The organism is Oceanobacillus sojae, from assembly GCF_007991515.1.
GTDB classification, from domain to species: Bacteria; Bacillota; Bacilli; order Bacillales; family Amphibacillaceae; genus Oceanobacillus; species Oceanobacillus sojae.
Map to the genome: position 1 here is coordinate 94,142 of NZ_BJYM01000014.1, position 13,215 is coordinate 107,356.

Consider the following 13,215-nt stretch of genomic DNA (forward strand, 5'->3'; position numbering starts at 1 on the left):
TTATCTACAACATGTAGATAACCGTACGTTTTATCAACCATTATGACCAAGGCTGACAAATTCTATACGGTTAAATTAAACACGACGACGTTTTGGTGGGCGGCAACCATTATGAGGAACTGGAGTTACGTCAACAATTGCAGTAACTTCTAATCCAGCAGCCTGTAAAGAACGGATTGCAGCTTCACGCCCAGCGCCAGGTCCTTTAACAGTAACTTCTAATGTTTTCATGCCATTTTCGATTGCAGACTTAGCAGCTGTTTCAGCAGCCATTTGTGCAGCAAACGGAGTTGATTTTTTTGATCCTTTAAATCCTAGAGCACCAGCAGAGCTCCAGCCGATAGCATTACCTTGAGTATCCGTAATTGTAACAATTGTATTGTTAAAAGTAGAACGGATATGAGCAATGCCCGATTCTATATTCTTTTTCACACGACGTTTACGCGTATTTGTTTTACGTGCCATTTGTAAGCTTACCTCCTTACATTACTTTTTCTTGTTAGCCATTGTTTTACGTGGGCCTTTACGAGTACGAGAGTTGTTCTTTGTCTTTTGTCCACGAACTGGTAATCCGCGACGATGACGAATACCTCTGTATGAGCCGATTTCAATTAAACGTTTGATATTTAAAGATACTTCACGACGAAGGTCACCTTCTGTAGTGTAGCTATCAATCGCTTGACGGATTCTTGTTAATTCGTCTTCCGTTAAATCACGGACACGAGTATCTTCAGAAACGCCTGCTTCTTTAAGGACTTCCTGTGCGGTAGTTTTTCCAATACCATAAATATAAGTTAAAGAAATTACTACACGTTTATCACGTGGAACATCAATACCTGCAATACGTGCCATAGAGTGCTAGCACCTCCTGTTTTTTAGCCTTGTTTTTGTTTGTGTTTTGGATTTTCACAAATTACCATTACTTTACCTTTGCGTTTGATGACTTTGCATTTCTCGCAAATTGGTTTTACAGATGCTCTTACCTTCATCATCATTACCTCCTTTTAGATCGGAGCTCGTTTATTTATAACGGTACGTAATTCGTCCTTTGGTTAAATCATACGGAGAAAGTTCAACCGTTACTTTATCGCCTGGTAAAATGCGGATAAAGTGCATACGGATTTTACCAGATACATGTGCCAATACTGTATGGCCATTCTCAAGCTCAACTTTAAACATCGCATTCGGCAATGTATCTGTCACTGTACCTTCTACTTCAATAACATCATCTTTCGCCATTGTGTGTGATCTCCCTTCTTCAAATCAGTTACAACCTTATCTAAATCAAGGATAAAGCCTCATTCCCCTTTTGTGAAAAGCCGTTCTTAATCAACGGCACCCTGCAGGGAAATATTAAACGTACATTTAGCGTACTATCATCATTTGAAATGATTTATTAGAACACTGCTTCCTCCATTGGCCAGCGTAGGACAACCGGCCGTTCACAACCGAGATATCAATTGTACTGACCTGAATCACTATCCTGCATCATACGTACAAATGGAATCTTGTTAAGAGAATCAATTTGTTAACGTATATCAGCACTCACCATCACCTAGGCAATTGTTCGTTTTATATCAAAAGGTTGATGAACCAATTTTTTAGCGTATTTGATAAAAGCATTACACATTATCTCACCTATTATAACTCTCAGACCTGAGTTTTGCACCTAATCTGTTCATTAAATAGTTGACTTATTTATCCAAAATGGACTCAATGTCGGAGAAGACGTCGTCGATATCACGATCACCGTCCACCTTCACAAGATATCCTTTATCTTGATAAAAATCAAGTAATGGCTGTGTTTGCTCTACGTTAACGGCTAACCGTTTCTTCACCGTTTCAGGTTGATCATCATCTCGCTGAATTAACTGGGAGCCATCCTTATCACAAATACCTTCCTCTTTTGGAGGATTGTAAACGACATGATAAGTTGTTCCGCAAGTCGGACAAATTCTCCGTCCAGTTAAACGCTCTACCAATTTTTCTTCTGGTACATCCACATGTAATACATAGTCGATGGTTTTATTCAAATCAGCTGTCAATTCTTGCAGTGCTTCAGCTTGAGCAATTGTACGCGGGAATCCGTCTAATAGAAACCCATCTGCACAATCATCCTTCGCCAGGCGCTCTTTGACAATACCGATTGTTACTTCATCTGGAACAAGATTTCCTTGGTCCATATATTCCTTCGCTTTTTTACCAAGGTCTGTACCTTCTTTAATAGCTAACCGGAACATATCCCCAGTTGAAATGTGAGGGATATTGTATTTTTCATTAATTTTTTCGGCCTGTGTGCCTTTACCGGCACCAGGTAATCCCATTAAGATCAAATTCAATTGTTTCCCCTCGCTTTTGTAGGCAGGAAATTTACTTAATAAACCCTTTATAATGTCGTTTCACAAGCTGACCTTCTAATTGTTTCATCGTTGTTAATGCGACACCGACAACGATTATTAAGCTAGTACCGCCGATCTGTACTGTCGATGGTAAATTTGCAAGACTGCCCAAGATAATTGGGAATACAGAGACGGCTGCTAAGAATAGCGCCCCAACAAAGGTCAGTCGGTTAATAACCCTTGTTAAATATTCTTCTGTATTGTGTCCCGGGCGAATACCAGGGATATAGCCACCTTGTCTTTGCAAGTTCTCTGACATTTGCTCCGGGTTAACCTGAACAAATGTATAGAAATATGAGAAAGCAATAATCAGTGCAACATAGATTACCATACCAATAGGCTGTGTGTAATCAAAAATGTATGTCACGATATTTGCTACTTGGTTTCCTTCAAAAAATCCAGCAATAGTAGATGGAGCAATCATAAAGGCAATCGCAAAAATTACTGGAATTACCCCTGCCGCATTTACCTTAATAGGCAAATGTGTTGATTGACCTCCTACAGGTGAACGATTTACTAATTTCTTCGCATACTGCACTGGAATTTTCCGTAATGCTTGGTTTACGAAAATAATTCCGACCGTAACCGCAATGATAACCAGTACAATTAACGCTACAATAACGATATTGATAAACAACTCACTTCCCGGATTAGAGAAGTATTGGTTGTACAGTTGTCCAGCGCCGTTCGGAATAGCAGCAACGATACCGCCGAAGATAATGACAGAAATACCATTACCAACACCGTGAGCAGTAATCTGTTCCCCTAACCACATTAGAAAAGCTGTTCCGCCTGTTAACACGATAGCAATCATTAAGAATTTCATTACGCCAGGATCATGAATCAGTAATCCGCCTGCCATGGCATTAAAGCCAATAGACATAGCAATCGCTTGAACAAACGCTATACCAATAGCCGCATAACGTGTTACTTGTGCAATTTTCTTACGTCCCATTTCTCCTTGCTTCTTCCATTCAGCAAACTTCGGAACAACATCCATTTGCAGCAGCTGCATGATGATTGATGCGGTGATGTAAGGCATAATTCCCATCGCGAAGATAGAGAAATTTTGCAATGCTCCGCCGCCAAATGTATTGATAAAGCCAAACATGCTTTGCTGATTCATCATAAAATCAATAGCAGCTTTATCTGTAAAAGGCACGGTAATAAACGTGCCGATACGGAATACAATAAGCATAAGCAGTGTAAATATAATTTTATTTCTTATATCTGCTACACGCAAAAAATTGGAGAGTGTCTGAAACAAATTAGATCACCTCAGATTGACCGCCCGCTGCTTCAATTGCTTCTTTTGCAGATGCAGAGAATTTATGAGCTTTAACAGTCAGTTTCTTTTCTAATTGCCCTTTTCCAAGAATCTTAACTCCAGCATTCAATTTGCTTACGACACCAGTTTCTAATAATAGCTCTGGAGTAACTTCAGTTCCTTCTTCAAAGCGATTAAGCGTGTCAAGGTTCACAATCGCATATTCTTTGCGGTTAATGTTAGTAAAACCACGTTTTGGTAAACGTTGGAATAAAGGCATTTGACCACCTTCAAAACCAAGTCTTACTCCACCACCGGAACGTGCTTTTTGTCCTTTATGTCCACGACCAGAAGTTTTACCGTTACCTGAAGATGTTCCGCGACCTACACGGTTTCTTTCTTTACGGGATCCTTCTGCTGCTTTTAATTCATGAAGTTTCATGCGAGCACCTCCTCTTTACACAAAATTTAATTAAACTTCTTTAACTGTCAATAAGTGGGACACTCTGTTGACCATACCGCGAACGGCTGGAGTATCTTCACGTACAACCGATTGACGAATTTTCTTTAACCCTAACGCCTCAACAGTTTTACGTTGAACGTCAGTGCCGCCGATAACACTACGAGTGAGGGTTATTTCCAATTTTTTAGACATTGTGTTTCCCTCCTTATCCTAACAGTTCTTCAACAGACTTTCCACGTAATTTAGCTACGTCTTCAGCTGTTTTTAAATTAGTTAAACCGTTCAATGTAGCACGGATTACGTTGATTGGTGTGTTGGATCCTAGTGATTTAGTCAGGATATCACCTACACCAGCAAGCTCTAAAATCGCACGTACTGGACCACCAGAGATAACTCCAGTACCTTCAGAAGCCGGCTTCATCAATACGTTACCAGAACCAAACTGTCCATGAATTTGATGTGGAATGGTTGTGCCTACGATTGGTACAGTAATTAAGTTTTTCTTTGCATCATCTACTGCTTTTTTAATAGCTTCAGGTACTTCTTGTGCTTTACCAGTACCGAAACCTACATGACCGTTTTTGTCACCGACAACTACTAATGCTGCGAAGCGGAAACGACGTCCACCTTTTACAACCTTTGCAACACGGTTGACCGTAACAACACGTTCTTCAAGATCTAATTTGCTCGGATCAATATTCGTAATCATTATAGATGGTTACCTCCTTTTACTTTTAAAATTCAAGGCCTTCCTCACGAGCAGCCTCTGCTAAAGCTTTGATACGTCCATGATATAAATAACCTCCACGATCAAATACGATGGATTTATATCCTTTATCAATTGCACGTTTTGCAATAGCTGTCCCTACTTCTTTCGCAGCGTCAACATTGCCGCCGTTAATTCCAAGCTCTTTATCTACTGTAGAAGCGCTTGTCAGGGTTACATTATTTACATCATCAATTAATTGAGCATAAATATTTTTGTTAGAACGATACACGTTTAAACGTGGACGCTCTGCAGTTCCTGATAATGTTTTACGTACACGATTGTGACGTTTTTTACGAGTAACATTTTTGTCAGGCTTTGTGATCATCTGGGTCACTCCTTTCTCGGGCTAAAAAACTTACTTAGCAGTTTTACCTTCTTTACGACGTACATATTCATCCGCATATTTAATTCCTTTACCTTTATAAGGCTCTGGCGGGCGGATTGCTCGGATATTAGCAGCAACTGCTCCTACTAATTCTTTATCGATACCTTTAACAATGATTTGTGTGTTTTTAGGTACTTCGATTTCAATACCGTCAATGGGTTCAAGTTCAACAGGATGTGAATAACCAGCGTTAACAACAGTTTTGTTTCCCTGCTTTTGAGCACGGTAACCAACACCGTTAATTTCCAATGATTTTTCAAAACCTTTGCTTACTCCAACCACCATGTTATTGATTAAGCTGCGAGTAGTACCATGTAGTGCGCGGTGGTCTTTATGATCACTCGGGCGAGCTACAGTTAAAATATTACCCTCAACGTTAATTTTAATATCTGGATGAAAATCTCTTGTTAATTCACCCTTTGGTCCTTTGACTGTTAGTGTAGTTCCGTTGAATTTCAACTCTACACCTTCTGGAATTTCTACAGGCTTAAGTCCGACACGAGACATTCCCTACACCTCCTCATTAAAAAATAGTGATTACCAAACGTACGCTAATACTTCGCCGCCAACTGCCTGGGAACGTGCTTCTTTATCAGAAAGCATTCCGTTAGAAGTTGATACGATAGCAATGCCAAGACCGTTCAATACACGAGGTACTTCATTTGCTTTAGCATATACGCGTAAACCTGGTTTACTGATACGTTTAATTCCTGTAATAACTCTATCTTCGTTTGCACTGTATTTTAAGAAGATACGTAATATACCTTGCTTGTTGTCTTCGACTAGCTCATAATCCTTTACAAAGCCTTCGCGCTTTAGGATATCAGCGATCTCTTTTTTAATATTAGAAGCAGGAAGCTCTAATTGTTCATGTTTTACCATGTTCGCATTACGAATGCGAGTAAGCATATCTGCAATTGGATCTGTCATAACCATTACTAATTACCTCCTTCCCGAATCGGGGATTACCAACTTGCTTTTTTGACACCAGGAATTTGACCTTTATAGGCAAGTTCACGGAAACAAATACGGCAAAGTTTGAATTTACGAATTACTGAATGCGGGCGTCCACATCGTTCACAGCGTGTGTACTCTTGTACTTTATATTTTTGCGGGCGCTTTTGTTTCGCTATCATAGATTTTTTAGCCAAAATTTTCCCTCCTTTTATTAGCTCATGTCTATTTTTGGAAAGGCATGCCCAATCCAGCTAAAAGTTCACGAGCTTCTTCGTCAGTGTTAGATGTTGTTACGATAACAATATCCATACCACGAACTTTACTTACTTTATCGTAATTAATTTCTGGGAAAATCAACTGTTCTTTCACACCTAGAGTGTAATTTCCACGACCATCAAATGCTTTTTTAGAAATACCACGGAAGTCACGTACACGTGGAAGAGAAACAGCAATCAGTTTTTGCAGGAACTCATACATGCGTTCTCCACGTAGAGTAACTTTTGCACCGATTGGCATTCCTTCACGAAGACGGAAACCTGCGATTGATTTCTTAGCACGAGTAACTAATGGTTTTTGACCAGAAATTAAAGCTAATTCTTCAACAGCACTATCTAATGCCTTTGAATTTTGTACTGCGTCACCAACACCCATGTTGATCACGATTTTCTCTATTTTAGGTACTTCCATTACGGAATCATAATTAAATTTATTCATTAAAGATGAAGTGATTTCATCCTGATATTTTTGTTTTAATTCGTTCATGCGTTAGCCCTCCTTTCACAGAAAAACTTATTTATCTAATGCTTCACCGGATTTTTTTGCAATACGGATTTTTTTACCATCTTTTACTTCATAGCCAACACGAGTTGGTTCTCCGGACTTCGGATCGATTGGCAATACATTAGAAGCGTGAATTGGAGCTTCGATATTCAAGATTCCGCCTTGCGGGTTGTCTTGAGAAGGTTTCGCATGTTTTTGAATCATGTTCACGCCTTCTACTAATACGCGCTCTTTCTTCGGATATGCTTCTAATACAGTACCCTCTTTACCGCGGTCTTTACCGGATAAAACTTTGACTTTATCACCTTTTTTTACATGCATGCTTTACGCACCTCCTTGATGAGGAAATTTCTTATTATAAAACTTCTGGAGCTAGAGATACGATTTTCATGAATTGAGCATCACGTAATTCACGTGCAACAGGTCCGAAAATACGAGTTCCTCTTGGACTTTTATCATCACGAATAATTACGGCAGCATTTTCATCAAAACGGATATAAGAACCATCTTTACGACGAGCGCCAGATTTAGAACGTACAATTACTGCTTTTACAACGTCGCCTTTCTTGACAACGCCCCCTGGTGTTGCTTGTTTGACAGTACAAACAATTACATCACCAATGTTGGCAGTTTTACGACCGGAACCGCCTAATACTTTAATGGTTAATACTTCACGAGCACCAGAGTTATCTGCAACCTTCAAACGAGTTTCTTGTTGAATCATAACACTGTGACCTCCCTTCGGATACCTTCCGAGCGAACTTTATTAAATAATTACCGCTTCTTCTACTACTTCTACCAGACGGAAACGTTTTGTAGCTGATAGCGGGCGAGTTTCCATGATACGTACGATGTCGCCAGTTTTTGCAACATTGTTTTCATCATGCGTTTTGAATTTCTTTGAATACTTAACACGTTTTCCATAAAGCTTATGGAATTTGTAAGTTTCAACTAAAACTGTAATAGTTTTATCCATTTTGTCGGATACAACACGACCAGTATAAACCTTACGATCATTACGTTCAGACATTGAGGTTAACCTCCCCTCTGGAATCTTTAGTTATTTGCGCTTAGTTCGCGTTGGCGAACTACTGTTTTAAGACGAGCGATTGATTTACGTACTTCACGGATACGTGCAGTGTTTTCCAATTGGCCAGTAGCTAATTGAAAACGTAAATTAAATAACTCTTCTTTTAATGATTTTACATTTTGTTCAATTTCGGCAGTGGTTAAATCTCTTATTTCTTTAGCCTTCATTGCTTTCACCACCAATTTCTTCACGTTTTACGAATTTCGTTTTAATAGGTAATTTATGAGAAGCTAAGCGAAGTGCTTCACGAGCTACCTCTTCAGATACACCTGCGATTTCAAACATAATTTTACCTGGTTTTACTACTGCTACCCATCCTTCTGGAGCACCTTTACCGGAACCCATTCGAACTTCTAAAGGCTTTGCAGTGTAAGGTTTGTCTGGAAAGATTTTGATCCAAACTTTACCGCCACGCTTCATGTAACGAGTCATTGCAATACGCGCTGCCTCGATTTGGCGGCTTGTAATCCAAGAAGCCTCAAGAGCTTGTAAACCGTATTCTCCGAAAGAAACAGATGTACCGCCTTTTGCTTGACCTCTCATTTTACCACGATGTTGTCTACGATATTTAACACGTTTAGGCATTAACATAGTAATGAGCCCCCTCCCTTATTTATTGGTTTTAGTTGGAAGGACTTCTCCACGATAGATCCATACTTTAACACCTAATTTACCATAAGTAGTATCAGCTTCTGCTGTACCGTAGTCAATGTCAGCACGTAAAGTATGAAGTGGCACTGTTCCTTCACTATAATGTTCTGCACGAGCGATATCCGCACCGCCTAGACGTCCAGATACTTGTGTTTTAATTCCTTTAGCTCCAGCACGCATCGCACGTTGGATAGCTTGCTTTTGAGCACGACGGAATGAAATACGATTTTCTAATTGACGAGCAATATTATCAGCTACAAGTGTTGCATCAATATCTACTTTTTTAATTTCAAGAATATTGATATGAACTCGTTTGCCAGTTAAGTTGTTCAAAGATTTACGTAAAGCTTCAACTTCAGATCCGCCTTTACCAATTACCATTCCTGGCTTACCAGTATGAATTGTAATGTTTACACGGTTTGCTGCACGTTCAATTTCAATAGAAGAAACAGCAGCCGTTTTAAGACGTCCTTCAAGATATTCTCTGATTTTAATATCTTCATGCAATAAGTCTGCATAGTCTTTACCAGCGTACCATTTAGACTCCCAGTCTTTAATGACACCTACGCGTAGACCTGTTGGATTTACTTTTTGACCCACTGACTATCCCTCCTTCTTTTCAGTTACCACAACTGTGATGTGGCTAGTACGTTTATTGATTTTGCTTGCACGTCCTTGTGCACGTGGACGGAAACGTTTCAAAGTAGCGCCTTCGTTAACAAATACTTCAGATACTACTAAGTTGTCTGCATCCATTTCATAGTTATGCTCTGCGTTAGCAACTGCAGAATTTAATACTTTCTCTACGACCGGGGAAGCTCCGCGCTGTGTATATTTTAAAATAGCGATTGCTTCGCCAACCTCTTTTCCTCGAATTAGATCTACAACTAAACGAACCTTACGAGGAGCAATACGAACTGATTTCGCAACGGCTTTAGCTTGCATGCCTAGTACCTCCTCTCATTAGCGTTTTGTTTTCTTATCGTCACCAGCGTGTCCTCTATACGTACGAGTTGGTGCGAATTCACCTAATTTATGACCCACCATATCTTCAGTGATATATACTGGCACATGCTTACGTCCATCATATACTGCAACTGTGTGACCTACGAATTGCGGGAAAATTGTAGAGCGGCGAGACCAGGTTTTTACTACCTGTTTCTTGTCTTCCGTGTTTAACACTTCAATTTTCTTCAATAGATGATCATCTGCAAAAGGTCCTTTTTTCAAGCTACGGCCCATGGATAAGCCTCCTTCCAGGGATTAGAGACGGGTGCTTTAGCCCGCCCGTTTTTCCGTTTATTTTTTACGTTTACGAACGATATACTTATCAGATGGTTTATTACGTTTACGTGTTTTGTAACCAAGTGTTGGTTTGCCCCAAGGTGACATTGGTGATTTACGTCCGATTGGCGCGCGTCCTTCACCACCACCATGCGGGTGATCATTAGGGTTCATTACAGAACCGCGAACTGTTGGACGGATACCTTTCCAACGGGAACGACCAGCTTTACCTACACGGATAAGTTCATGCTCAATGTTACCCACTTGACCAATTGTAGCACGGCAAGTTGTTAAGATTAAACGAACTTCTCCAGAAGCAAGACGTACTAAAGTGTACTTTTCTTCGCGTCCAAGGATTTGAGCTTCTGCACCAGCAGAACGTGCTAATTGTCCTCCGCGTCCAGGTTTCAATTCAATATTATGGATAACTGTACCTACTGGAATACTTCCAAGCGGTAATGCGTTACCTACTTTAATATCTGCATCCACACCAGATTCAATAACTTGCCCTACTTTAATGTTTTTTGGAGCAAGGATGTAACGTTTCTCACCATCAGCATAGTGAATTAATGCAATGTTTGCTGAACGGTTAGGATCGTATTCAATTGTAGCAACGCGTCCTGGCACACCGTCTTTATCGCGTTTGAAGTCGATAATACGATATTGGCGCTTGTGACCGCCGCCGTGATGACGAACCGTTAATTTCCCTTGGTTATTACGCCCACCACGTTTAGATAATGGAGCTAAAAGGGATTTCTCAGGGGTACTCGTAGTAATCTCTGCAAAATCTGAACCAGACATATTACGTCTACCATTTGAGGTTGGTTTATACTTTTTAATCGCCATCGTTGTCCCTCCTTCTACTTCTAAAATTTATTTATTCGTTTTATTAAGCCTCAAAGAAATCTAATTCTTTGCTATCCTCAGTCAATTGAACGATAGCTTTTTTGCGGTCAGGGCGATATCCACCGTAACGGCCCATTCTCTTAAATTTACCTTTAAGGTTCATTGTGTTTACTTGTTCTACTTTTACACCAAAGATTGTTTCTACAGCATCTTTGATTTGCGTTTTGTTAGCTTTTACAGCTACTTCAAAAGTGTATTTCTTCTCTGCCATTAAGTCAGCAGAATTCTCTGTAATGACAGGGCGTTTAATTACATCGCGTAGATCTTTCATTATGCGAGCACCTCCCCTGCTTTTTCAGCTGCATCTTTAGTGATGATCAGCTTGTCATGCGTAAGCAAGTCAAGTACATTCAATTCTTCTACAGTTAATACCTTCACGTTTTGTAAGTTGTTTGCAGAACGTGCAACTGTTTCATCATTCTCTGAAAGAACGATTAGTGCTTTCTCTTCAACTTTCAATCCGTTTAAGATGTTAATAACTTCTTTTGTTTTTGGAGCATCAATTGTGATAGCTTCTAAAACAAACAAGCCTTCTTCTTTCACTTTAGAAGATAATGCAGACTTCAACGCTAAGCGACGAACTTTCTTTGGTAATTTGTAGCTGTAGCTACGCGGAGTTGGTCCGAAAACAGTTCCACCGCCAACCCATTGTGGTGAACGGATAGATCCTTGACGTGCACGGCCAGTTCCTTTTTGGCGCCATGGTTTGCGGCCTCCACCACGAACTTCAGAACGGTTTTTTACAGCGTGTGTACCTTGACGTAAAGACGCACGTTGCATAACAACTGCTTCATGAAGTACATGTGTGTTTGGCTCAATACCAAAAACAGCGTCATTTAATTCGATTTCTCCAACATTACTTCCATCCTGTTTTAAAAGTGCTACTTTAGGCATGACATATCCTCCCTTCGTTTATGTGATTAGTTACCTTTTACTGCACTAGTAATTTTCACGTAAGATTTTTTTGCACCAGGAATATTTCCTTTGATTAGAATTAAATTCTTTTCAGCATCTACACTAACCACTTCAAGGTTTTGAATTGTTTTTTGTTCAGAACCCATATGACCTGGTAATTTTTTACCTTTGAAAACACGCATTGCATCAATTGCAGCCATTGCACCAGGGCCTCTATGGTAATGAGAACCGTGGGACATTGGTCCGCGTTGTTGATTGTGACGCTTGATAGCACCTTGGAATCCTTTACCTTTAGATGTACCTGTCACATCAATTTTTTCTCCGGCTTCAAAGATATCAACGTTGATTTCCTGGCCAACTTCATAGCCTTCAACGTCTGCGCCACGGATTTCACGAACGTAGCGCTTAGGGGCAGTGCCTGCTTTCTCAGCATGACCTTTTTCCGCTTTGTTTGTACGTGATTCCTTTTTATCAGCAAAACCGATTTGCAACGCTTCATAACCATCATTTTCTAATGTCTTCTTTTGCAACACAACATTTGCCTCAGCTTGAACAACTGTTACTGGTACAAGTTCTCCATTTTCAGAGAAAAGCTGAGTCATGCCGATTTTACGACCTAAGATTCCTTTCGTCATCCGTTACACCTCCTGTATTTAAAACAAATTATAATTTAATTTCAATATCTACACCTGATGGAAGATCTAAACGCATAAGCGCATCAACCGTTTTTGGTGTAGGCTCAAGAATATCGATCAGACGCTTGTGCGTACGCATTTCAAACTGTTCACGAGAGTCTTTGTACTTATGGACCGCACGAAGAACTGTGTAAATAGCTTTTTCAGTCGGCAGTGGAATCGGACCAGACACTTTTGCTCCGGAACGTTTTGCAGTAGCCACTATTTTTTCAGCAGACTGATCTAAAATACGGTGATCGTATGCTTTTAAACGAATTCTGATTTTCTCTTTTGCCATCATTTTCCCTCCTTCTCGCCTATATCATTATAGACATTCTCCGCGAAAATTTTCTTAGCACCTCGCCATGACAAAGGGGCCGGGTGTGCCAACAACCTTCCGCATCATCGCATTAATTGACCAACTATTACATTATACTAGAATTGTTTGGTCATAGCAAGCTTGTAAATAAGCATCTATAAGTTTGCACATTTTTATATTATACATAGTTCCTTGTACGATTGCAAGCAAAATTTAAAAGTTTTTTTCTTCCTTATGTAATAGATGCATTTCTACTCTTTTTTTATTTTGGAGCACCTCCAATAACCTTCCAATAATATAGATAAATCAACTGACCAGAATATTACTATGAGTGCTTCATATGCCGTTTTATGATT

27 protein-coding genes are annotated in these 13,215 nt (G+C 39.8%); all 27 read right to left on the bottom strand.

Annotated elements, in window-relative coordinates; all coding sequences use genetic code 11:
* Positions 1-75: 75 nt before the first annotated feature.
* The 27 genes from rpsK to rpsJ all read right to left on the bottom strand — a co-directional run bounded on the left by rpsK (position 76) and on the right by rpsJ (position 12,838).
* On the bottom strand, positions 76-465 hold the full coding sequence (rpsK, locus tag OSO01_RS16285; RefSeq protein WP_040985036.1) for a 30S ribosomal protein S11: 390 nt from the start codon (positions 463-465) through the stop codon (positions 76-78).
* A 21-nt stretch (positions 466-486) separates the two neighbouring features.
* Entirely contained in the window at positions 487-852 is a 366-nt protein-coding gene (gene rpsM, locus OSO01_RS16290) for a 30S ribosomal protein S13 (protein WP_147211525.1), read from the bottom strand.
* A gap of 23 nt (positions 853-875) precedes the next feature.
* The gene (rpmJ, locus tag OSO01_RS16295) at positions 876-989 is read right to left on the bottom strand and encodes a 50S ribosomal protein L36 (RefSeq protein ID WP_010095733.1); all 114 of its coding nucleotides are present in this window, start codon (positions 987-989) and stop codon (positions 876-878) included.
* Positions 990-1,020: 31 nt separating this feature from the next.
* On the bottom strand, positions 1,021-1,239 hold the full coding sequence (gene infA, locus OSO01_RS16300) for a translation initiation factor IF-1 (RefSeq protein ID WP_040985051.1): 219 nt from the start codon (positions 1,237-1,239) through the stop codon (positions 1,021-1,023).
* Between the two features lie 455 nt (positions 1,240-1,694).
* Positions 1,695-2,339 carry an adenylate kinase gene (locus OSO01_RS16305; protein ID WP_077605103.1) on the bottom strand — a complete coding sequence of 215 codons (645 nt, stop codon included), beginning with the start codon at positions 2,337-2,339 and terminating at the stop codon, positions 1,695-1,697.
* 31 nt (positions 2,340-2,370) lie between these two features.
* A complete protein-coding gene (gene secY / locus OSO01_RS16310; RefSeq protein ID WP_147211526.1) occupies positions 2,371-3,666 on the bottom strand; it encodes a preprotein translocase subunit SecY in 1,296 nt (431 codons plus the stop codon).
* Between the two features lies 1 nt (position 3,667).
* Positions 3,668-4,108 carry a 50S ribosomal protein L15 gene (gene rplO, locus OSO01_RS16315; RefSeq protein ID WP_077605105.1) on the bottom strand — a complete coding sequence of 147 codons (441 nt, stop codon included), beginning with the start codon at positions 4,106-4,108 and terminating at the stop codon, positions 3,668-3,670.
* A gap of 30 nt (positions 4,109-4,138) precedes the next feature.
* Entirely contained in the window at positions 4,139-4,321 is a 183-nt protein-coding gene (rpmD, locus tag OSO01_RS16320) for a 50S ribosomal protein L30 (RefSeq protein WP_077605106.1), read from the bottom strand.
* A gap of 13 nt (positions 4,322-4,334) precedes the next feature.
* Positions 4,335-4,835, bottom strand: a complete 501-nt coding sequence (gene rpsE, locus OSO01_RS16325) for a 30S ribosomal protein S5 (protein WP_139089182.1) — start codon at positions 4,833-4,835, stop codon at positions 4,335-4,337.
* Positions 4,836-4,863: 28 nt separating this feature from the next.
* The gene (gene rplR, locus OSO01_RS16330) at positions 4,864-5,223 is read right to left on the bottom strand and encodes a 50S ribosomal protein L18 (RefSeq protein WP_077605107.1); all 360 of its coding nucleotides are present in this window, start codon (positions 5,221-5,223) and stop codon (positions 4,864-4,866) included.
* A 30-nt stretch (positions 5,224-5,253) separates the two neighbouring features.
* The gene (rplF, locus tag OSO01_RS16335) at positions 5,254-5,790 is read right to left on the bottom strand and encodes a 50S ribosomal protein L6 (RefSeq protein ID WP_077605108.1); all 537 of its coding nucleotides are present in this window, start codon (positions 5,788-5,790) and stop codon (positions 5,254-5,256) included.
* Between the two features lie 30 nt (positions 5,791-5,820).
* Positions 5,821-6,219 carry a 30S ribosomal protein S8 gene (gene rpsH, locus OSO01_RS16340; protein WP_147211527.1) on the bottom strand — a complete coding sequence of 133 codons (399 nt, stop codon included), beginning with the start codon at positions 6,217-6,219 and terminating at the stop codon, positions 5,821-5,823.
* Positions 6,220-6,248: 29 nt separating this feature from the next.
* Positions 6,249-6,434, bottom strand: coding sequence for a type Z 30S ribosomal protein S14 (locus OSO01_RS16345; RefSeq protein ID WP_010652082.1), 186 nt, complete (start codon positions 6,432-6,434; stop codon positions 6,249-6,251).
* Positions 6,435-6,462: 28 nt separating this feature from the next.
* On the bottom strand, positions 6,463-7,002 hold the full coding sequence (rplE, locus tag OSO01_RS16350; RefSeq protein WP_147211528.1) for a 50S ribosomal protein L5: 540 nt from the start codon (positions 7,000-7,002) through the stop codon (positions 6,463-6,465).
* Positions 7,003-7,029: 27 nt separating this feature from the next.
* Entirely contained in the window at positions 7,030-7,341 is a 312-nt protein-coding gene (gene rplX / locus OSO01_RS16355) for a 50S ribosomal protein L24 (protein ID WP_077605111.1), read from the bottom strand.
* Positions 7,342-7,375: 34 nt separating this feature from the next.
* Complete coding sequence (rplN, locus tag OSO01_RS16360; protein WP_077605112.1) at positions 7,376-7,744, bottom strand: 50S ribosomal protein L14; 369 nt, start codon at positions 7,742-7,744, stop codon at positions 7,376-7,378.
* 42 nt (positions 7,745-7,786) lie between these two features.
* Positions 7,787-8,050, bottom strand: coding sequence for a 30S ribosomal protein S17 (gene rpsQ / locus OSO01_RS16365; protein WP_077605113.1), 264 nt, complete (start codon positions 8,048-8,050; stop codon positions 7,787-7,789).
* Between the two features lie 26 nt (positions 8,051-8,076).
* The gene (gene rpmC, locus OSO01_RS16370; RefSeq protein WP_077605114.1) at positions 8,077-8,277 is read right to left on the bottom strand and encodes a 50S ribosomal protein L29; all 201 of its coding nucleotides are present in this window, start codon (positions 8,275-8,277) and stop codon (positions 8,077-8,079) included.
* Positions 8,267-8,701 carry a 50S ribosomal protein L16 gene (gene rplP / locus OSO01_RS16375; RefSeq protein WP_147211529.1) on the bottom strand — a complete coding sequence of 145 codons (435 nt, stop codon included), beginning with the start codon at positions 8,699-8,701 and terminating at the stop codon, positions 8,267-8,269. The genes rpmC and rplP overlap by 11 nt, the downstream gene beginning before the upstream one ends.
* Positions 8,702-8,719: 18 nt before the next feature.
* Positions 8,720-9,361 (bottom strand): 30S ribosomal protein S3, encoded by a 642-nt coding sequence (gene rpsC, locus OSO01_RS16380; protein WP_147211530.1) that lies wholly within the window; start codon positions 9,359-9,361, stop codon positions 8,720-8,722.
* 3 nt (positions 9,362-9,364) lie between these two features.
* Complete coding sequence (gene rplV, locus OSO01_RS16385; RefSeq protein WP_077605116.1) at positions 9,365-9,706, bottom strand: 50S ribosomal protein L22; 342 nt, start codon at positions 9,704-9,706, stop codon at positions 9,365-9,367.
* An 18-nt stretch (positions 9,707-9,724) separates the two neighbouring features.
* Complete coding sequence (rpsS, locus tag OSO01_RS16390) at positions 9,725-10,003, bottom strand: 30S ribosomal protein S19 (RefSeq protein ID WP_077605117.1); 279 nt, start codon at positions 10,001-10,003, stop codon at positions 9,725-9,727.
* 57 nt (positions 10,004-10,060) lie between these two features.
* Positions 10,061-10,891 (bottom strand): 50S ribosomal protein L2, encoded by an 831-nt coding sequence (gene rplB / locus OSO01_RS16395; protein ID WP_147211531.1) that lies wholly within the window; start codon positions 10,889-10,891, stop codon positions 10,061-10,063.
* A gap of 43 nt (positions 10,892-10,934) precedes the next feature.
* A complete protein-coding gene (gene rplW / locus OSO01_RS16400) occupies positions 10,935-11,222 on the bottom strand; it encodes a 50S ribosomal protein L23 (protein ID WP_147211532.1) in 288 nt (95 codons plus the stop codon).
* Complete coding sequence (rplD, locus tag OSO01_RS16405; RefSeq protein ID WP_147211533.1) at positions 11,222-11,845, bottom strand: 50S ribosomal protein L4; 624 nt, start codon at positions 11,843-11,845, stop codon at positions 11,222-11,224. The genes rplW and rplD overlap by 1 nt, the downstream gene beginning before the upstream one ends.
* A 26-nt stretch (positions 11,846-11,871) precedes the next feature.
* Positions 11,872-12,501: a 50S ribosomal protein L3 gene (gene rplC / locus OSO01_RS16410; protein WP_077605121.1), complete on the bottom strand. Its 630-nt coding sequence runs from the start codon at positions 12,499-12,501 to the stop codon at positions 11,872-11,874.
* Positions 12,502-12,529: 28 nt separating this feature from the next.
* On the bottom strand, positions 12,530-12,838 hold the full coding sequence (rpsJ, locus tag OSO01_RS16415) for a 30S ribosomal protein S10 (RefSeq protein ID WP_077605122.1): 309 nt from the start codon (positions 12,836-12,838) through the stop codon (positions 12,530-12,532).
* Between the last annotated feature and the right edge of the window lie 377 nt (positions 12,839-13,215).